The sequence below is a fragment of the Azospirillum sp. Sh1 genome (assembly GCF_008365135.1).
In the GTDB taxonomy this organism is placed as follows: domain Bacteria; phylum Pseudomonadota; class Alphaproteobacteria; order Azospirillales; family Azospirillaceae; genus Azospirillum; species Azospirillum oryzae.
Window position 1 is genome coordinate 19,320 of the sequence record NZ_VTTK01000014.1, and the last position, 18,386, is coordinate 37,705.

An 18,386-nucleotide genomic window follows, 5' to 3' on the forward strand; every position below is an offset into this window, starting at 1 on the left:
GGAGTAATTCATGAGGCATACATATTTGCTGGGCCTGCTGCTGCCCCTGGCGCTCGGCGGCGCGCCGGGTGCCATGGCGGCAACCGCGGCGGCGGCGAAGGACGCTGCGGAACCGGCCGGCGAGGCGTTCGGCAATCCACCGGTCCTGACCAACTCCGAATCGCCGCGCGTCGGCTCGCTGCTGATGCGTCAGCCGCAGGCGACCGCGCGTCCGCACGCCGGCCAGTCGCGCAATTACGACCTGTTCGTCTCCTTCACCGACGGCTACATCCGCAATCCGTCCCAGGGCCGTCCGGACGCCGTGCGGCTGCGCAGCTATCGCGGCACCAATGTCGACCCCGCCCATCCCTATGTCGCGCCGACCATCGAAGCGACGCCGGGCGACACCGTCCGCATCAAGCTGCACAACCAGTTGCCGGACGATCCGAACTGCGCCAATCAGGCGGCTGCGGACATCAACAAACCGCACTGTTTCAACGGCACCAATCTGCACAGCCACGGTGTCTGGGTCAGCCCGACCGGAAACAGCGACAACGTCCTGGTGTCGATCAATCCCGGCGTCGATTTCGAGTATGAATACAACATCCCGGCCGACCATCCGGCCGGCACCTTCTGGTACCACCCGCACCGCCACGGCTCGACCGCTCTGCAGGTCGGCAGCGGCATGGCCGGCGCGCTGATCATCCGCGGCGACCGCCCGCCGACCCCCGACGCCAACGGCGACCTCGACACCCTGCTGAAGAGCCCCAAGGGCGTGCCGATGACCGAGCGGGTCCTGCTGTTCGAGCAGATCCCCTACGCCTGCACCAAGGACGGCCAGTTGAAGACCAAGTCCGACGGCTCCATCGACTGGAGCTGCGCGCCGGGCGAGGTGGGCGAGGTCGTGTCCTACGACCAGTTCGGGCCGGGCACCTGGGAGCAGTCCGGGCGCTTCACCACCGTCAACGGCCGCGTCCGCCCGATGTTCGCCAATGCGAAGACCGGTCAGGCCGAACGCTGGCGCCTGATCCATGGCGGCGTCCGCTCCCCCATCACGGTGGAGTTCCGCAAGCTGGACCCCACCGGCTTCTTCCAGGCCGAAAAGACCCTGTCGGCCGCCGACCAGGACCGCTTCGCCAAGGAACGCTGCACCGGGCAGCCGGTGCCCTACATCCTGGCGGCCTCCGACGGCCTGACCATGAACGAAGGGCAGGTGCGCACCAGCGTGCCGATGCAGCCGGGCTATCGTGACGACCTGCTGGTCAATTTCCCCGAACCCGGCATCTACTGCGTCGTCAACAAGCCGGCGGCCGCCAACGCCAGCCCGGACCAGACCGCCACCGCCACCGGCGTGCTGGGCTTCGTCCGCGTGAAGGGCGACCGGGTGGTCAAGGACCCGGTGAAGGAGACCATCCGCCAGCTGACGGTCAACGCGACGAAATACGCGCCGTCGGTCGCCAAGGAGGTCATCGACGGGCTGACCGCGCGTTGCTTCGGTAAGACCATGGTCGACACCCCCTATTGCCCGCGCTTCAGCAAATTCACCGCCCACCGGCCGATCACCGAGCATGAGGTGATGCATCAGCCCAAGCAGGAACTGACCTTCTTCATCAACCTGCCGCCGGAAGGGGGCAAGCGCACCAACCCGCTGTTCCAGGTGGCCAACAGCTTCGAGGTCGTGGAGAATCCCGACGGCACCTATGGTCCGAAGGGCGCCGCCGCCTACCAGCCGAGCGTGGTCAACCGGCCGGTGATCCTGGGCACCGCCCAGCAGTGGGAACTGGAATCCTACTTCGTCAGCCATCCTTTCCACATCCACGTCAACCCGTTCGAGATCATCTCGATCATCGGTCCCGACGGCCGCGACGTCAGCGAGCCCGGCTCGGGCGATCCGGACTATGCCGGCATGAAGGGCGTGTGGAAGGACACCATCTGGGTGAAGAGCGACAACGCCAACGCGCTCACCACCGCCCAGCCGCCGAAGGGCGTCTATAAGGTGACCGTCCGCACCCGGTACGAGCGTTTCATCGGCGAGTATGTGCTGCACTGCCACATCCTCGACCACGAGGACCAGGGCATGATGCAGAATGTCAGCATCGGCGTGCCCGACGGCCGAGGCGGCGTCGCCGGGGCCCACCACTGACCGGTGGCGCACTCCCTGCCCCCGGAACCTGGGGGGCGGGGAGTGCGCTCCGCCCGTTGCTGCGATCCGTCGCTGCCTCCAACCATTGAAAAAGGCCCCTGTTTGCGTCTACGGTCGCGCGTCCCCTTGGAGTGAGTGCATGCGCGATATCACCCCCGTCACGGTCGCACGCGGCGACGGCATCGGCCCAGAGATCACGGACGCGGTGCTATATGTGATGAACGCGGCCGGCGCGCGGCTGAAGGTGGAAGAGGTTCCGGCCGGCGAGGCCGTCTACAAACGGGGCCATCCCGGCGGGCTGGATGCCGCCGGCTGGGGGTCGATCCGCCGCACGCGTGTCTTCCTGAAGGGGCCGATCACCATGCCCCAGGGATATGGCAACAAGTCGCTGAACGTGGTCGCCCGCACCACGCTCGGCCTGTTCGCCAATGTCCGTCCCTGCGTGTCCTACCATCCCTATGTGCGGACCCGGCACCCGCGCATGGACGTGGTCATCATCCGCGAGAACGAGGAAGACCTCTACGCCGGCATCGAGCATCGCCAGACCGACGACGTGATCCAGTCGGTCAAGCTGATCTCGCGGCCGGGGTCGGAGCGAATCGTCCGCTATGCCTTCGACTTCGCCCGCTCCAACCACCGGCAAAAGGTGACGGCCTTCGTCAAGGACAACGTCATGAAGATGACGGACGGGCTGTTCCTGAAAATCTTCTACGAGATCGCGGCCGACTATCCGGAGATCAAGGCCGATCACATGATCGTCGACATCGGCGCCGCCCGTCTGGCCGACCAGCCGGAGCGCTTCGACGTCATCGTCACCCTGAACCTCTATGGCGACATCGTTTCCGACATCGCCGCCCAGCTGACCGGCTCGGTCGGGCTGGCCGGTTCCGCCAACATCGGCGAGACCTGCGCCATGTTCGAGGCGATCCACGGCTCCGCCCCGATGATCGCCGGTCAGGGCATCGCCAACCCGTCCGGCCTGCTGATGGCCGCGGTGATGATGCTGGTCCATATCGGCCAGGGCGACATCGCCGCGCGCATCCACAATGCGTGGCTGAAGACCATCGAGGACGGCATCCACACCGCCGACATCTATGCCCGCGGCCTGGGCCGCGTGCGCGCCGGCACCGCCGCCTTCGCCGAAGCGGTGGTGGAGCGGCTGGGCCAGACCCCGGTCACCATGCCGCCGGTGGGCTATTCGACCGCGCGGCCGGCTTATGACGGCATCAACCGGCTGGCCCCGCGCGTGCGTGCGCTGAAGGAACTGGTCGGCGTCGACGTCTTCCTGCAATGGTCCGGCGGGCTGCCTGACGATCTGGCGGAGCTGGTGCTGCCGCTGTCCACCGACGCGCTGAAGCTGACCAGCATCTCCAACCGCTCGCAGCGGGTCTGGCCGGACGGCAACGCCGACGTCTTCTGCACCGACCATTGGCGCTGCCGCTTCCTGACGCAGCACGGCCCGGTGCAGCATGGCGCCATCGTCGATCTGCTTGGCCGGCTGGCGGCGGCCGGGATCGACTTCACCCAGACCGAAAACCTCTGCAATTTCGACGGCAAGGCCGGCTTCTCCTCGCCGGGCCAGTGAACCCATGGCGGCGGTGGGAATAAAGCGGCAGGGCAGGGCGTCATGACAGGTGACGACGCCTTGCCCGGACCCGACATGACCCCGCCAGACATCGACGACCGCGCCATCGCCGCGCATGTGCCGCGGCTCCGGCGCTATGCAACCGCCCTGGTGGGCAACCGGTCCGACGCGGACGACCTCGTGCAGGACTGCGTGGAGAAGGCGCTGGCCAACCGCCATGCCTTGCGCGACCCGTCGAAGCTCGGCGGCTGGCTGATGACGATCCTGCACAACCTGCACATCTCCGGCCAACGCGGCCGGCGTCGTCGCGGCGCGGAGGTGCCGGTGGACGATCTGGCCGACGATCTGGCGCTCAGCGCCCCGCCGGCCGACCGCGGGGCGGTGCGCGACTTCGTCCGCGCCTTCGCCCAGCTGACCGACGAACACCGCACCATCCTGCTGCTGACGGGGATGGAGGGGCTGTCCTACCGCGAGGTGGCGGAGGTTCTGGAACTGCCGATCGGGACGGTGATGTCGCGGCTGGCCCGGGCGCGCGAGAAATTGAGGGTCCTGCTGGACGGTGGAACCCAGCAGGTCGTCAGGAGGATCAAGTGATGAGCGGCACCCGCAATCCCGTGACCGAGGCCGAGCTGCATGCCTGGCTGGACGGAGAGTTGCCGGAGGAACGGCTGGCCGACGTCGAGCGCCACCTTGCCGACAATCCCGAACTCGCCCAGCGCTTCGACCGCTACCGTGCCCAACGCTCGCTGCTGGGCCAGAGCTTCGGCCCGCTGATCGACCAGCCGCTGCCCGACCGCCTGATCCCGCCCTTCACCGCGCGCGACCATGCCGCTCCGGTCCCGCAACGCCGGGGCAGGGGGGCATGGTGGGGAACGGCGATCGCCGCCTCCCTCCTGATGTTCGTCGCCGGCGGCGCCGGCGGCTGGCTGTTGCGCGACCGCGTCGGTTGGCGGGCCGAGCCGCTGACCGCCGCTTTCATCGCCGATGCCGTCGCCGCCCATCGCGTCTTCTCCGTCGAAGTCCGCCATCCGGTCGAGATCGGTGTCGATGAGGAGGCCCATCTGGTGAACTGGCTGTCCAAGCGGCTGGGCAAGAACATGCGTTGCCCAAAAGTCACAAGAGGGGGCTACCAACTGATCGGCGGCCGGCTTTTGGCCGATTCCGCTGGACCTGTTGCAATGTACATGTACGAGGATGCGGCTGGGCGTCGCATCACGTTGTATATCCGCCCCTCTCCCAATACCTCCGGTTCAGCGTTCCGTTTCGCCCAGGATGGCGGTGTGCGCGCTTTGTATTGGCAGGACAATGGGTTGGCGCTCGCCGTCGCCGGAGAAGCCGATCGGGATACCCTGTCCGGCGTCGCCGAAGAGGTCTATGGCGCGCTGAATTCATGAGTCTGCCCACGGACTTATCAACAGGAATGTTGCCGCGCCCCCCTATCGTCTCCGGCCGTCATCTGGTAGCTTCTTCACCGGCTGGCACAAAATGTTGCGGCTTATGGAAAACGGCACTAGACCGTGACCTGTTTGCCACAGCATAACCGGACACCGGATCGGGAGTACTCGGGGATGAGTTGGACGGACGAGCGGATTCAACAGCTCAAGGATCTCTGGTCCCAGGGTTTGAGCGCGAGCGAGATCGCCGACATTCTGGGAGACATCACCCGCAACGCGGTCATCGGCAAGGCCCATCGCCTGGGCTTGTCCGGCCGGCCGTCGCCCATCAAGAAGAAGCCGACGCGCGGCGCCACCATCCTTGCCCTGACGGAGCGGATGTGCAAATGGCCGGTCGGCGATCCCAAGCACCAGGATTTCCATTTCTGCGGCAAGAACGCCTTGCCCGGCATGCCCTATTGCGCGGAACACGCTGCGCTGGCCTACCAGCCCGCCTCGGGCAGCAAGAAGCGTGAGGAAGATCGCAACGTCGGCGCCGCCTGACCGGTCGACAAGCCATTCAAAAAAGCCCGCTCTCGGGGGAGAGGCGGGCTTTTTTGTTGGCGAAATCCTGAGATCGGCAGCGCAGTGAAGGCCTCACCGCCCCTCGGCCGCATCGCGCAGCACCAGCACCATCCCCTTGTGTCCGGCGACCAGCATCGCCGCACCTGCCGGCCGGTCGGGCCCCTCGACAGACCACAACGTATCGCCGACGAACACCCGTCCATGTCCATTGACGATCGGCTCGCTCAGCGTCACCGCGCGTCCGACAAGCTGGCCTGCGCGGTCGTTGATCCGCGCGGCATTGCCTTCCACCGATGCATTGCGGCGGCGTGAAAGGACGATGGCGACACCGACCGCCGCGCCGGCGGCGATGGTGAAGAAACCGGCCTCGTTGACCAACCCCCAATCGTGCCACAGCGCCGTCACCAGCCCGGTCAGCAGCGCAGCTCCGCCGAACCAGACCAGGAAGATACCCGGGATCACCAGTTCCGCCGCGATCAGTACGGCACCCAGCGCTCCCCAAAGCAGCGGCGACATTCGTTCACTCCCCGTCCGACGCGGTCGTGGTGGGCGGCACCGACCAGGGATTGCGCGGGGCGGGTGAGGGCGAGGCGGGCGGCCGGGGCGGGGCGGCGTCGCGCACCAGATCGCCCAAGCCCGCCAGCGCACCGGCAACGCCGGCCAATTCCACCGGCAGGATCATGGTCTTCTGATTGGGAGACGCGGCGAAAGCCTTCAAGGCTTCCATGTATTTCTGGCCGAGGAAATAGCCCAGCGCCTGGTTCGATCCCTGTGCAACCGCCTCCGACACCAGCCGGGTGGCCTTGGCCTCCGCCTCCGCCAACCGTTCGCGCGCCTCGGCCTCCAGTTTGGCGGCTTCCAGCTTGCCCTGCGCGATGCGGATCTGGCTTTCCTTCTCAGCGTCGGCTTCCAGGATCTGTGCGCGGCGGAGGCGCTCCGCCTTCAACTGCCGGCCCATCGCCTGGACGATATCTTCGGGCGGGGTGATGTCGCGCAGCTCGATGCGGGTCACCCGCACGCCCCAGGAGGCCGTGGCCTCGTCCACCGCGCGCAGCAGGCTGGCGTTGATCGCCTCGCGCTGGCTCAGCAGTTCGTCCAGGTCCATGGAGCCCATCACCGTGCGGGTGGTGGTCATCGCCAGCGTCTGGATCGCCCGCTGCAGGTCATTGACCTCATAGGTCGCCTTCATCGGGTCCAGCACTTGGAAATAGAGCACGCCGTCGGCGGTCACCGCGGCATTGTCCTTGGTGATGACGCTTTGCGACGGCACGTCCACCACGGTCTCGCGCATGTCCACCTTGGCCCGGACCGAGCTGATGATCGGGAAGATCACGTTGAAGCCAGGATGCAGCGTCTCCTGATAGCGGCCCAGCCGTTCGACGATGAAGTTGAAGCCCTGGGGGACGATGCGGACGCTGGTGATCGCCAGGATGACGACCAGCACGAACGCCGCGATAACCAGAATGCCGAGTTCCATCGATGGCCGCTCCTGACATGAGGGGAACGCCGCATCGGGCGTCCTCTGCCCATCATGAGGCAATTCGCGGGGGCTGCAAATCCCGCCCCCGTCGCGATGATCCGTCTCAATAGTCCTGGGTGTCGTGCTTCAGCCTGACCAGTTCGCCGTTCAGCAGCGACAGCATCAGCTGCACGACCATCTCGTGGACGATCACCGTATGGTGATTGCCGGTCTCCTGCATTGCCTTGCGCAGCGCATCGCGCACGGCCGGTACGCCGGTGACGTCGATCAGCACGTCCAACCGCTCGCCCAACTGCGCCAGCTCGTGGAAATTGGTGGTGGTCTTCACGCCGCGATGGTTGGCAAGCTGCATGCCCGGCGCCTCCGGATCGAGATCCGCCACACCCAGCAGCTCGACGAAGGGGGCGGCCAGCAACTTGCGCAGCAGGGGCGTTCCGGTCTCGCCGGCGCCCACGACGGCAACACGAAACAGATTGTTGGGCATCGGGTTCGGTCCTTTCACGAATCGGGCAAGAAAAAAGCGGGGAGCCGAAACTCCCCGCCCGAACCCTAGCTGAGCCGCCGTCCGGATTGACCCGGACGCGGCGTCGCACCCTGTGAAGTATAAGCGCTGGACAGAGACGGCGCTGGCCTTACGACCAGGCGGCCATCTTCTTTTCCAGGTTGTCCGACAGCTTGTCCAGGAACTGCTTGGTGGTCAGCCACGGCTGCTGCGGGCCGATCAGGATGGCGAGATCCTTGGTCATGAAACCGGACTCGACGGTCTCGACGCAGACGCGCTCCAGCGTCTGGGCGAACTTGATCACGTCCGGGGTGTTGTCGAACTTGCCGCGATAGGCCAGACCCTGGGTCCAGGCATAGATCGAGGCGATCGGGTTGGTCGAGGTCTCCTTGCCCTTCTGGTGCTCGCGATAGTGGCGGGTCACCGTGCCGTGGGCGGCCTCGGCCTCGACGGTCTTGCCGTCCGGCGTGACCAGGACCGAAGTCATCAGGCCGAGCGAGCCGAAGCCCTGCGCCACGACGTCCGACTCAACGTCGCCGTCGTAGTTCTTGCAGGCCCACACGAAGCCGCCTTCCCACTTCAGGGCCGAAGCGACCATGTCGTCGATCAGGCGGTGTTCGTAGACCAGACCCTTGGCCTTGAACTGGTCGGCGTAGGTCTCGTCGAAGACCTTCTGGAAGATGTCCTTGAAGCGGCCGTCATAGGCCTTCAGGATCGTGTTCTTCGTCGACAGATAGACCGAGTAGCCGCGCTCCAGGCCGTACATGAAGCTGGAGTGGGCGAAGCCCTCGATCGAATCGTCGAGGTTGTACATGCCCATGGCCACGCCGGCGCTCGGGTAGTCGAACACCTCATGCTCGATCTGCTGGCTGCCGTCGGCCGCTTCCCACTTGATCGTCATCTTGCCCGGGCCGGGAACGACGAAGTCGGTGGCCTTGTACTGGTCGCCGAAGGCGTGACGGCCGATGATGATCGGCTTGGTCCAGCCCGGGACGTAGCGCGGAACGTTGGAGCAGACGATCGGCTCGCGGAAGACGGTGCCGCCCAGGATGTTGCGGATCGTGCCGTTCGGCGACTTCCACATCTTCTTGAGGTTGAACTCCTTCACCCGAGCTTCGTCCGGGGTGATGGTCGCGCACTTCACGCCGACGCCATACTGCTTGATGGCGTTCGCGGACTCGACGGTGACCTTGTCGTCGGTCTTGTCGCGGTTCTCGATGCCGAGGTCGTAGTACTTCAGGTCGATGTCGAGGTAGGGCAGGATCAGCTTGTCTTTGATGAACTGCCAGATGATGCGCGTCATCTCGTCGCCGTCGAGTTCGACGACCGGATTGGCTACCTTGATCTTGGTCATGGGTGCGAGATCTCCCCGAACGGGTAAGGGCGTTGTCATTCCTTGGGAGCCGGGCGCGTCGTCCAGCGGGCGCTTGTTGCCAGGGAGCATGCCGCTTGGGTGGCTCCCCGGTACCCCGGGCGGAAATCAATCGCGGTTATATAGCATCGCCCCGTGACGGAAAGGAAGGCGCGCCGGTGGCTCGGGCGTCGATGTCGCATGATTCCGCTTGCAACGCAGCCCCGCAGCCGGCCATGATGGTCAATTGGTATTACCGGTTGGCCGGATTGAGCCCCTGGCGGGGCGGAATGGCCGGTGGGAGCCTCAAATCCGGCCTCGGGAATGGTCAGGCCGCCGACTCCGGCGTACGCGAGGGCCGCAGTTCCGCCGATTGGCCGTTCGATGCGCCGGCGAGGTCCCGTTCCGCGTTCAGCATGTAGTCGCGTGTCAGCGGCACGGCGCCCAGCGAGCGCGCGACCTGCACCTGGAACACCATATGGCCCTGCAGCCGGAAGGCCAACTCGGCTCCGGCCAGATAGAACTCCCACATCCGGCAGAAGCGCTCGTCATACAGCGCCTTCGCGTCCTCCCAATGGGCGGTGAAGCGGGCGCGCCAGTGGCGCAACGTCTCGGCGTAATGCAGGCGCAGAACCTCCAGGTCGGTGGCCAGCAGGCCGGATCGCTCGATGACCGGCAGCACTTCCGACAGGGCAGGGGAATAGCCGCCGGGGAAGATGTATTTGCGGATCCAGGGGTTGGTGCTTGCCGGACCATCCAGCCGGCCGATGGAATGGATCAGCGCCACGCCCTCGTCGTTCAGCATGTCGCGCACCGCGTTGAAGTAATTGTGGTAATGCGGCACGCCGACATGCTCGAACATGCCGACCGAGACGATGCGGTCGAAGGCCCCGCGATGGGCGGCGGCGAATTCGCGATAGTCGCGCAGTTCGAAGGTGACCCGGTCGGATAGTCCCGCCTCCTCCGCCCGCTGGCGGGCCACGGCGAGCTGTTCCGACGACAGGGTGATGCCGGTCACCCGCGCTCCGGTGTGCCGCGCCAGATAGAGCGCCATGCCGCCCCAACCGCAGCCGATGTCGAGCACCCGCATGCCGGGCACGATCAGCAGCTTGGCGGCGATGTGGCGCTTCTTGGCCTCCTGGGCCTCGTCCAGCGACAGGCCGGGCCCCGCGAAGTAGGCGCAGGAATACTGCATGTCCCGGTCGAGGAACAGCTGATAGAACTGGCGTGACAGGTTGTAATGGTGCTCGACGTTCTGGCGGGACCGCCGCATCGGGTTGTATTGCTGGACGCGACGCAGCAGCGGCGACAGCGACTCCATGGCGCGGCCAAGGGCGCCCTGCACCTCGGCACCGCTCATCAGCATCGACAGCAGGTCGTAGATGCCGCCGCCTTCGATCGAAAAGCGGCCGTTCATATAGGCTTCACCGAACCGCAGGCGCGGATTGATGAGCAGGTCGCGTTCCACGACGTGGTCGTGAAGGCGAAGGGTCAGGTTTGGTGACCCGGATCCGATCCGATGGTGTTTCCCATCGGCCGTAATAAGATTGAGGGTTCCGTCGCCCTTGGCGGCGGCAAGCAGACGAACCAGCAGCATGCCGAACTCCTTCCGCGGTGCCGTTCCAAGCATGGCGCGCAGGAAGGGGTGCGACAATTCGTCAATCGGTCAGAACTGCTACCCAATTGGGTATTGCGGACGTATGCGCACAGTCATGTCCGCCATCGCTGCGGCCCGCCCGGAAAGCGGAAAACCGCCCGGCCCCGGGTGGGGCGGGCGGTTTCCGGACGAGCGGTACGACGTGCCGCCAAAATCCCGAATGCGTCTTCGGGACTTCAGCCGCAGAAGGGCGATCAGCCCTCCTCTTCCTCGGTCGCGGTCTCTTCGACGTAGGTCTCTTCTTCTTCCTCGTCGCGCAGGTCGGCGGCGGTGATCATGCCACCACGCTGGGCCTGCAGCTCGGCCTCTTCGGCCGAACGGGCGACGTTGACCGTGACCGTGATCGACACTTCCGGATGCAGGACGACGCGCAGCTTGAACAGACCCAGGGTCTTGATTGGGGTGTCGATCTGGACCTGCTTGCGGTCGGTCTTGTAGCCGGCGGCGGTCAGCGCGTCGGAGACGTCGCGGGTGGTCACGGAACCGTACAGGACGCCGGTCTCGGCGGCCTGACGGATCACGACGACCGTCACGTTGTCCATCTTGGTCGCGACCTGCTCGGCGTCCTTGCGGCGCTCCAGGTTCACGGCCTCAAGGTGGGCCTTCTGCTTCTCGAAGACGGCCAGGTTCGCCTTGGTGGCGCGCATGGCCTTCTTCTGCGGCAGCAGATAGTTGCGGGCGAAGCCGGGACGCACATTGACGACCTGGCCCATCTGGCCGAGCTTCTCGACCCGCTCCAGCAGAATAACTTCCATCACTCGTCCTCCTGACCGGGGGCCGCGGGGGAAAACCGGCGGCGCAGCCCGATCCATTGCTCGATCATGCCCAGGCCGACCAAAAGCAGGATCGGCCACCCGAAGAGAAACAGCATCATGTAGAAGCCAACCAGGATCAGCGTGCGCGCCGATTTGCTGCTGGCGAATACATGGACCACCGAAAGCCCGGCAAAGGCGAAGGGTACCGCCAGGATCAGAGCCAGATTGACCGCCAGGAACCCGAAGGTTCCCGGTACGGCCGAAGCCGCCGCGACCGCCACCGCGAACAGCGGCGCCAGCCAATACGGCAATTCCAGCTCGGCCAGACGCATGGCAGGGCGCCGGTTGCGGCCGAACCGCATCAGCGCCCCCTGCGCCAGCACCGCGTTGACGATCGTCATGACAAGCCATGAGACCGCAACCAGCCCCGGCAGGACGGTCGCCACCCAGAATTCCTCGGGATCCGGGGCCGGCTGGCCCTGCGAACGGAACGCCGGCTCGACGACTCGGGCCAGGGTCTGCCGCATCAACCCTTCCAACCCACCGGGCTGGTCGAGCGTCAGGATCACCGCGGCGAGCAGGGCCGCCACGCCCATCCCGGTCAGGCCGATCAGGACCCGGCCGGGGGGGTACCATTCCAGGGTTCCATCCTCCCGCGTGCGCGCCAGCAGCGACTGCCGCACCACCAGGATCGCCGGGGCGGCCCCGGTCACCAGGTAGGACAGCGCCACCAGCGTGCTGCCGGAGGTACCCAGCATCACCGCGGCGGCGCCGGCCAGACCGGCCAGCGTCACCGCCGGCGCCCCCAGCCACAGTCCCGTCAGGAACAGGGGCAGGGGGGCCAGATAGCCAAGGATCAGCGCACCCATCCCGCCGAACGTGACCGACAGGTAGAAGAACGCGCTTGCCAGACCGCCGCCGACGGCGACCACCAGCGGCAAGGCCGGACCCAAGGCCATGGAAACCCCTTGAAAACCTTTACCGAAACAGTTCGGCCGTTGCCGGGCTTACTTCACCACGTAGGGGAGAAGGGCCAGGAAACGGGCGCGCTTGATGGCGCGGGCCAGTTCACGCTGCTTCTTCGTCGAGACCGCGGTGATGCGGCTCGGGACGATCTTCCCGCGCTCGGAGATGAAGCGGGACAGCAGCTTGACGTCCTTGTAGTCGATCGCCGGAGCATTCGCGCCCGAGAACGGGCAGGTCTTGCGGCGACGGAAGAACGGGCGGCGAGCGCCGCCGGTGCGGGCCGGAGCGCCCGTGGTCTGCTTGTCGGACATTTACGCGGACTCCCCTTCGGCGGCGGCAACGTTTTCCTGGCGGCGCGGCGGGCGCGGGCCACGGTCGTCGAAGCGACGCGGACCACGGTCGCCACGATCGCCGCGCTCACCACGCTCGTTGCGGCTCTGCATCATCGCCGACGGGTTGGCATCGAGGGCGTCGACACGCACGGTCATGAAGCGCAGCACGTCTTCGCTGATGCTCATGTTCCGCTCCATCTCGGCGACGGCGGCGGCCGGAGCGTCGATGTTGAAGAGGGTGTAGTGACCCTTGCGGTTCTTCTTGATCTTGTAGGTGAGGGTCTTCAGACCCCAGTATTCGCTCTTGGCGATCGTGCCGCCGTTGTCGCGAACGATCTGGGCGAACTGCTCAGAGAGCTGCTCGGCCTGGGCGGCCGAAATGTCCTGGCGCGCGATCAGCACGCACTCGTAAAGTGCCATTGCACTCCCCATGGCTGTTCATGGTCCGGCGCTGCGCCCCATCCCTCATGGATCGGATCAGCTGCCCGGGCCTAGCCGACGGCGGACCGCCGGCAAGGAGTTATGAAGCGGCGCAGTATGCACAGGCCGGCGGTGGTAGCAAGCGGAAATCCGGGCCGGGCTGCGCCACCTTTCGGAAAAATCTATTCGCGTTATAGAGAGCTGGCCGGATGACCCCCGCTGCGCTGCTTTGGGCATGGGTTGGGCGGGGTGGGGCAGGGGTGGCTATCGCGCGGGACAAGCTCCGGCGCATTTGACCGAAGTGCATTGGATCGCTCCAGGCGCCATGTTCAGCCTGCCGTTTACGGCGGAGTTCGCGGTGCGTCGGTCGACCGAGCGCTCCGTCCGCGGCACTGACAGCCCGGTGCCTGGAGTAGCCATGCGCAAGAACATGTTGCCGTATCATGTCGTGGAACTGAGGGGGCTGGCCTGCATCCTGCTGGTCGCCTACCACGTGGTCGGCATTCCCGGGGCCGGCATGCAGGTGGCGGATGGGTCGGTCTACCGCTATGCCACCGACAGCTTCGAACTGATCCGCATGCCGCTCTTCACCTTCATCTCGGGGCTCGTGTACGCCCTGAACCCGGCCAGAGGCGACCGGCTGAGTACCTTCTTCGTCAAGAAGCTGCGCCGGCTCGGCTTTCCGTTCCTGGTGGTGTCGACTCTCTTCTATCTGCTGCAGACCCATGCGCCCGGTGCCAACGGGACCGCCGCTCCCGATTCGATGTGGCGGATCTACGTCTTCTCCTATGCCCACTTCTGGTATCTGCAGGCGCTGTTCCTGATCTTCACGGGCGTCGCGCTGCTCGACGCGCTGCACGCGATGGACCGGCCGGGGGGCTTCGCGCTCGCCATGGCGGCTGCGGTGGCTGCATGCCTGATGGTCCATGTCGATTCGAACGTCCTGTCGGTGAACGAGGCCTGCTTCCTGTTGCCGCACTTCCTGCTGGGGGTGGGGGTGACCCGCTTCCGCGCCATGGTTCCCCGTCAGGCGATGCTGGGCGCCGCCGGTGCCGCGCTCGCCATCGGCGTGGCCCTGCATCAGGCGTCGCTTTGGGGGTACCTGCCGCATTTCGGCTGGAACAGCGGCGTCGCACTTCTGTGCGGGATGGGCGGAGCGGTGACGCTGCTGCATGCCATGCCGCCGAGCCGGGCATTCCGGACAGTGGGCGCCTCCTCCTACGCGATCTATCTGCATCACGCCCTGTTCGCCGCCGGTGCGCGGGTGGTGCTGCACCGGCTGGACGCTGCGGACGGCGTGATTTTCTGCGTGGCGCTGATCGCCGGCCTGATCGGTCCGATGATGCTGGAATCGTTGGCGCGGATCAGGCCCTGGACCAGGGTGGCGCTGGTGGGCAAGGCATGACCGCGACCCTTTGATTTGCGCCGCAGCATAAGGTGCAAGGCCCACAAGACCCGATTTGCGGTACATCTGGGTCAGCCCACGAACAACCCCTTCCGCGCGGCGGTTTTTCGTGGGCCTTCTGCGTCAATACGTGGCGTTTTATCGCACCATTGTCGCTTTGGTCATCGCGCGTCGCTTGACTTGCTCAAAAGTGAGGGTATGACTGTCGCCCAATCCATGGTGCCGCCGCAGGGGCGGGGCGCATTCATCCAGGGTTTCACCGAAGCATGACCAGGGCGTTCGTCTTTCCGGGGCAGGGCAGCCAGGCTGTCGGCATGGGCCGCGAACTCGCCGAAGCGTTCGAAGTCGCTCGTCACACCTTCGAAGAGGTGGACGACGCGCTGAACCAGCGGCTGTCGCGACTGATGGTCGAAGGCCCGGAGGCCGATCTGACCCTGACCGAGAACGCGCAGCCCGCCCTGATGGCGGTCAGCGTCGCGGTGATGCGGGTTCTGGCGAGCGAGGGCGGGGTCGACCTGTCCAAGCATGCCACCTTCGTCGCCGGCCACTCGTTGGGCGAATATTCGGCGCTCTGCGCCGCCGGCGCCTTCTCGCTGGGCGACACCGCGCGCCTGCTGAAGCTGCGCGGGCAGGCGATGCAGAAGGCGGTGCCGGTCGGCAAGGGCGCGATGGCAGCCCTCTTGGGCGCCGACCTGGATCAGGCGCAGGCGATCGCCGCAGATGCCGCCCAGGGTGAAGTGTGCAGCATCGCCAACGATAACTCGGTCGGGCAGGTGGTGATTTCCGGCAGTGCCGACGCCATCGACCGCGCCATCGCGCTGGCTGCGGAACGCGGACTGAAGCGCTCGGTGCGCCTGCCGGTGTCGGCGCCCTTCCATTGCTCGCTGATGCAGCCGGCCGCCGACGCGATGGCGGAGGCTCTGGCGAACGTCACGATTTCCGCCCCGGTGGTTCCGGTCGTGGCGAACGTCACCGCCTCGGCGGTGTCGGACCCCAACGCCATCCGCCGCCTGCTGGTCGAACAGGTGACCGGCATGGTGCGCTGGCGCGAATGCGTGCTCTATATGAAGGAGCAGGGTGTCGAGCGGCTGGTCGAGGTCGGGTCGGGCAAGGTTCTCGCCGGGCTGACCAAGCGCATCGACAAGGATCTGGCGGCGGTGTCGGTCGGAACGCCGGCCGATGTCGAGTCGTTCCTGAAGACCCTGTGACCGCATCAGACCCGTGATACATCAGCCTCGTGAGGCCATCCATGTTTGACCTGACCGGCAAGTCGGCCCTCGTCACCGGCGCGTCCGGCGGCATCGGCGCGTCGATCGCCCGTGCGCTGCATGCCCAGGGCGCCGCCGTCGCGCTGTCCGGCACCCGCGTCGCCCCGCTGGAGGCCCTGGCCGCCGAGTTGGGCGAGCGCGCCTTCGTCGTGCCCGGCAACCTGTCCGAGGCCGCGGCGACCGAGCAGCTGTTCAAGGACGCCGAGGCGGCCCTGGGCAAGATCGACATCCTCGTCAACAACGCCGGGCTGACCCGCGACCAGATCGCGATGCGCCTGAAGGACGAGGACTGGCAGTCGGTCATCGACGTGAACCTGACGGCGGCCTTCCGCCTGTCGCGGGCCGCCATGCGCGGCATGATGAAGCGCCGCTGGGGCCGCATCGTCAACATCACGTCGGTCGTCGGCGTCACCGGCAATCCGGGGCAGGCCAACTATGCCGCGTCCAAGGCCGGCCTGATCGGCATGTCGAAGTCGCTGGCGGCCGAGCTGGCCTCGCGCAACATCACCGTCAACTGCGTCGCGCCGGGTTTCATCACCACGGCCATGACCGACGCCCTGAACGACGAGCAGAAGCAGAAGCTGCTCCCCGCCATTCCGGCCGGCCGCATGGGCCAGCCGGACGAGATCGCCGCCGGGGTCGTGTACCTCGCGAGCGAGGAGGCCGCCTACGTCACCGGCCAGACGCTGCACATCAACGGCGGCATGGCCATGATCTGATGAGGATCGGACGGGGCGGCATCGCCACGTGTGAAGAACGGCGCCAACCGGGCTCCCTCGCGGGTGCTGGTCAAGGCTGCTGAAATGTGTTATCGGACGGGGCTTTTCGCGGCAGGACGGCACGTTCTTCGCGTGTTGCTCCGACCGGATTATCCCGAGCGGTTTCAAGGATTGGAAGGTCTTAAAAGATGAGCGACATCGCCGAGCGCGTGAAGAAGATCGTTGTGGACCACCTGGGTGTCGAGGAGTCGAAGGTGGTGGAGAACGCCTCCTTCATCGACGATCTGGGCGCTGACAGCCTCGACACCGTCGAGCTGGTCATGGCCTTCGAGGAAGAGTTCGGTGTCGAGATCCCGGACGACGCCGCGGAGAAGATCCTGTCGGTGAAGGACGCCATCGACTTCATCAAGGCCAACGCCGCCGCCTGATCGGGCCGCGGGCGTTGAGCCCCCGAGGGCCAGGCGAACCGCATTTGCGATACCAGCAGCGCGGGGCCTGGCCGTCGACGACCAGATCGTCGACAGTTTATTCGAGGAAAGGTCAAGGAACAGCCTCATGAGACGTGTCGTCGTCACCGGACTCGGTATGGTCACGCCGCTCGGCGTCGGCCACGCGCTGAACTGGGAGCGGCTGATTTCCGGAAATTCGGGAATCCGCGGCATCACGGGGTTCGATGCTTCGGACCTGGCCTCCAAAGTCGCCGGGCAGCTCCCGCGCGGAACGGGTGACGGCGAGTTCCACGCCGACTCCTTCGTTTCGCCGAAGGATCAGCGCAAGATGGATGATTTCATCGTCTTCGCCATCGCCGCGGCGCAGGAAGCAATCAAGGATTCCGGTTGGACTCCCCAGACCGATGAAGAGCGCGAGCGGACCGGCGTCATGGTCGGTTCGGGCATCGGCGGCCTTCCGGGCATCGCCGACGGCGCCGTGACCCTGCATGAAAAGGGTCCGCGCCGCCTGTCGCCCTTCTTCATCCCCGGCTGCCTGATCAATCTGGCCTCCGGCCACATTTCGATCCAGCACGGTTTCAAGGGCCCCAACCATGCGGTCGTCACCGCCTGCTCGACCGGCGCGCACGCCATCGGCGATGCCGCCCGTCTGATCATGTGGGACGATGCCGACGTCATGGTCGCCGGCGGCACGGAGGCGGCGGTCAGCCGTCTCGGCGTCGGCGGTTTCGCCGCCATGCGCGCGCTGTCCACCAACTTCAACGACACGCCCGAGAAGGCGTCGCGTCCCTATGACAAGGACCGCGACGGCTTCGTCATCGGCGAGGGTGCCGGGGTCGTCGTGCTGGAAGAGCTGGAGCACGCCAAGAAGCGCGGCGCCACCATCTATGCCGAGGTCGTCGGTTACGGCCTGTCGGGCGACGCCTACCACATCTCCGCCCCGGCGGAAGACGGCAATGGCGGTTTCCGCGCCATGAAGGGTGCGCTGAAGCGTGCCGGGCTGAACCCGTCCGACATCGATTACGTCAACGCCCACGGCACCTCGACGCCGCTCGGCGACGAGATCGAGCTGGGTGCAGTCAAGCGCCTGTTCGGCGACGCCATGGACAGCTTGGCCATGTCCTCCACCAAGTCGGCCATCGGCCACCTGCTGGGGGCTGCCGGTGCGGTCGAGGCGATCTACTCGATCAAGGCGATCAACCACGGCATCGTGCCGCCCACGCTCAATCTCGACAATCCGTCGGAAAGCTGCATGGGCGTCAATCTGGTGCCGAAGGTCGCGCAGGAGCGCCGCGTGCGCGCTGCGCTGTCGAACTCCTTCGGGTTCGGCGGCACCAACGCCTCGCTGGTGTTCAAGGAATTCGCGTAAGCGAATCTCCCACCGACGTTGCGGTCTGCAGTATTCAAGAGGTGAGCG

Annotated in this window: 19 protein-coding genes; 10 read left to right on the plus strand and 9 right to left on the minus strand. The window is 66.2% G+C overall.

Going from position 1 to position 18,386, the window contains the following annotated elements; translation table 11 throughout:
* Nucleotides 1–10: 10 nt before the first annotated feature.
* From FZ029_RS15870 to FZ029_RS15890, 5 genes are all read left to right on the plus strand, one after another.
* Nucleotides 11–2,122 (plus strand): multicopper oxidase family protein, encoded by a 2,112-nt coding sequence (locus tag FZ029_RS15870; protein ID WP_149270054.1) that lies wholly within the window; start codon nt 11–13, stop codon nt 2,120–2,122.
* 139 nt (nt 2,123–2,261) lie between these two features.
* A complete protein-coding gene (locus tag FZ029_RS15875; protein ID WP_149197202.1) occupies nt 2,262–3,707 on the plus strand; it encodes an NADP-dependent isocitrate dehydrogenase in 1,446 nt (481 codons plus the stop codon).
* Between the two features lie 42 nt (nt 3,708–3,749).
* Nucleotides 3,750–4,301, plus strand: a complete 552-nt coding sequence (locus tag FZ029_RS15880; protein ID WP_149270055.1) for an RNA polymerase sigma factor — start codon at nt 3,750–3,752, stop codon at nt 4,299–4,301.
* Nucleotides 4,301–5,101 (plus strand): anti-sigma factor, encoded by an 801-nt coding sequence (locus tag FZ029_RS15885; protein ID WP_149270056.1) that lies wholly within the window; start codon nt 4,301–4,303, stop codon nt 5,099–5,101. Before FZ029_RS15880 ends, FZ029_RS15885 begins: the two co-directional genes overlap by 1 nt.
* A gap of 174 nt (nt 5,102–5,275) precedes the next feature.
* On the plus strand, nt 5,276–5,644 hold the full coding sequence (locus tag FZ029_RS15890; RefSeq protein ID WP_149197199.1) for a GcrA family cell cycle regulator: 369 nt from the start codon (nt 5,276–5,278) through the stop codon (nt 5,642–5,644).
* A gap of 93 nt (nt 5,645–5,737) precedes the next feature.
* Here the strand turns inward: FZ029_RS15890 and FZ029_RS15895 are convergent, their stop codons facing one another.
* From FZ029_RS15895 to rpsF, 9 genes are all read right to left on the minus strand, one after another.
* Nucleotides 5,738–6,181 (minus strand): NfeD family protein, encoded by a 444-nt coding sequence (locus FZ029_RS15895; protein WP_149270057.1) that lies wholly within the window; start codon nt 6,179–6,181, stop codon nt 5,738–5,740.
* A gap of 4 nt (nt 6,182–6,185) precedes the next feature.
* Nucleotides 6,186–7,142, minus strand: a complete 957-nt coding sequence (locus tag FZ029_RS15900; protein WP_149270058.1) for an SPFH domain-containing protein — start codon at nt 7,140–7,142, stop codon at nt 6,186–6,188.
* A gap of 106 nt (nt 7,143–7,248) precedes the next feature.
* The gene (locus tag FZ029_RS15905) at nt 7,249–7,629 is read right to left on the minus strand and encodes an oxidoreductase (protein ID WP_149270059.1); all 381 of its coding nucleotides are present in this window, start codon (nt 7,627–7,629) and stop codon (nt 7,249–7,251) included.
* Between the two features lie 148 nt (nt 7,630–7,777).
* Entirely contained in the window at nt 7,778–9,001 is a 1,224-nt protein-coding gene (locus FZ029_RS15910; RefSeq protein WP_085089173.1) for an NADP-dependent isocitrate dehydrogenase, read from the minus strand.
* Between the two features lie 325 nt (nt 9,002–9,326).
* A complete protein-coding gene (locus FZ029_RS15915) occupies nt 9,327–10,595 on the minus strand; it encodes a cyclopropane-fatty-acyl-phospholipid synthase family protein (protein WP_247892323.1) in 1,269 nt (422 codons plus the stop codon).
* A gap of 254 nt (nt 10,596–10,849) precedes the next feature.
* Complete coding sequence (gene rplI, locus FZ029_RS15920) at nt 10,850–11,410, minus strand: 50S ribosomal protein L9 (protein WP_149197194.1); 561 nt, start codon at nt 11,408–11,410, stop codon at nt 10,850–10,852.
* A complete protein-coding gene (locus FZ029_RS15925) occupies nt 11,410–12,369 on the minus strand; it encodes a DUF2232 domain-containing protein (RefSeq protein WP_149270060.1) in 960 nt (319 codons plus the stop codon). The genes rplI and FZ029_RS15925 overlap by 1 nt, the downstream gene beginning before the upstream one ends.
* Nucleotides 12,370–12,417: 48 nt before the next feature.
* A complete protein-coding gene (gene rpsR, locus FZ029_RS15930) occupies nt 12,418–12,687 on the minus strand; it encodes a 30S ribosomal protein S18 (RefSeq protein ID WP_012974291.1) in 270 nt (89 codons plus the stop codon).
* Nucleotides 12,688–13,128 (minus strand): 30S ribosomal protein S6, encoded by a 441-nt coding sequence (gene rpsF, locus FZ029_RS15935; protein ID WP_149270061.1) that lies wholly within the window; start codon nt 13,126–13,128, stop codon nt 12,688–12,690.
* 418 nt (nt 13,129–13,546) lie between these two features.
* Here rpsF and FZ029_RS15940 point away from each other — a divergent pair, with 418 nt between their 5' ends.
* The 5 genes from FZ029_RS15940 (at nt 13,547) to fabF (ending at nt 18,338) form a co-directional block, all read left to right on the plus strand.
* Nucleotides 13,547–14,533 (plus strand): acyltransferase, encoded by a 987-nt coding sequence (locus FZ029_RS15940; protein ID WP_247892324.1) that lies wholly within the window; start codon nt 13,547–13,549, stop codon nt 14,531–14,533.
* Between the two features lie 266 nt (nt 14,534–14,799).
* Entirely contained in the window at nt 14,800–15,741 is a 942-nt protein-coding gene (gene fabD, locus FZ029_RS15945) for an ACP S-malonyltransferase (protein WP_109074454.1), read from the plus strand.
* A gap of 41 nt (nt 15,742–15,782) precedes the next feature.
* Entirely contained in the window at nt 15,783–16,520 is a 738-nt protein-coding gene (gene fabG, locus FZ029_RS15950) for a 3-oxoacyl-[acyl-carrier-protein] reductase (protein ID WP_109074453.1), read from the plus strand.
* A 188-nt stretch (nt 16,521–16,708) separates the two neighbouring features.
* On the plus strand, nt 16,709–16,948 hold the full coding sequence (locus tag FZ029_RS15955) for an acyl carrier protein (RefSeq protein ID WP_014247969.1): 240 nt from the start codon (nt 16,709–16,711) through the stop codon (nt 16,946–16,948).
* A 127-nt stretch (nt 16,949–17,075) separates the two neighbouring features.
* Entirely contained in the window at nt 17,076–18,338 is a 1,263-nt protein-coding gene (fabF, locus tag FZ029_RS15960) for a beta-ketoacyl-ACP synthase II (RefSeq protein WP_149270063.1), read from the plus strand.
* Nucleotides 18,339–18,386 lie beyond the last annotated feature (48 nt).

Coding starts and splice junctions, on each gene's coding strand:
- rpsR (WP_012974291.1), bottom strand. CDS start 12,687: ATGTCCGACAAGCAGACCACGGGCGCTCCGGCCCGCACCGGCGGCGCT.
- FZ029_RS15955 (WP_014247969.1), top strand. CDS start 16,709: ATGAGCGACATCGCCGAGCGCGTGAAGAAGATCGTTGTGGACCACCTG.
- FZ029_RS15895 (WP_149270057.1), bottom strand. CDS start 6,181: ATGTCGCCGCTGCTTTGGGGAGCGCTGGGTGCCGTACTGATCGCGGCG.
- fabF (WP_149270063.1), top strand. CDS start 17,076: ATGAGACGTGTCGTCGTCACCGGACTCGGTATGGTCACGCCGCTCGGC.
- FZ029_RS15885 (WP_149270056.1), top strand. CDS start 4,301: ATGAGCGGCACCCGCAATCCCGTGACCGAGGCCGAGCTGCATGCCTGG.
- fabD (WP_109074454.1), top strand. CDS start 14,800: ATGACCAGGGCGTTCGTCTTTCCGGGGCAGGGCAGCCAGGCTGTCGGC.
- fabG (WP_109074453.1), top strand. CDS start 15,783: ATGTTTGACCTGACCGGCAAGTCGGCCCTCGTCACCGGCGCGTCCGGC.
- FZ029_RS15910 (WP_085089173.1), bottom strand. CDS start 9,001: ATGACCAAGATCAAGGTAGCCAATCCGGTCGTCGAACTCGACGGCGAC.
- FZ029_RS15940 (WP_247892324.1), top strand. CDS start 13,547: ATGCGCAAGAACATGTTGCCGTATCATGTCGTGGAACTGAGGGGGCTG.
- FZ029_RS15905 (WP_149270059.1), bottom strand. CDS start 7,629: ATGCCCAACAATCTGTTTCGTGTTGCCGTCGTGGGCGCCGGCGAGACC.
- FZ029_RS15875 (WP_149197202.1), top strand. CDS start 2,262: ATGCGCGATATCACCCCCGTCACGGTCGCACGCGGCGACGGCATCGGC.
- FZ029_RS15915 (WP_247892323.1), bottom strand. CDS start 10,595: ATGCTGCTGGTTCGTCTGCTTGCCGCCGCCAAGGGCGACGGAACCCTC.
- FZ029_RS15870 (WP_149270054.1), top strand. CDS start 11: ATGAGGCATACATATTTGCTGGGCCTGCTGCTGCCCCTGGCGCTCGGC.
- FZ029_RS15925 (WP_149270060.1), bottom strand. CDS start 12,369: ATGGCCTTGGGTCCGGCCTTGCCGCTGGTGGTCGCCGTCGGCGGCGGT.
- FZ029_RS15890 (WP_149197199.1), top strand. CDS start 5,276: ATGAGTTGGACGGACGAGCGGATTCAACAGCTCAAGGATCTCTGGTCC.
- FZ029_RS15880 (WP_149270055.1), top strand. CDS start 3,750: ATGACAGGTGACGACGCCTTGCCCGGACCCGACATGACCCCGCCAGAC.
- rpsF (WP_149270061.1), bottom strand. CDS start 13,128: ATGGCACTTTACGAGTGCGTGCTGATCGCGCGCCAGGACATTTCGGCC.
- rplI (WP_149197194.1), bottom strand. CDS start 11,410: ATGGAAGTTATTCTGCTGGAGCGGGTCGAGAAGCTCGGCCAGATGGGC.
- FZ029_RS15900 (WP_149270058.1), bottom strand. CDS start 7,142: ATGGAACTCGGCATTCTGGTTATCGCGGCGTTCGTGCTGGTCGTCATC.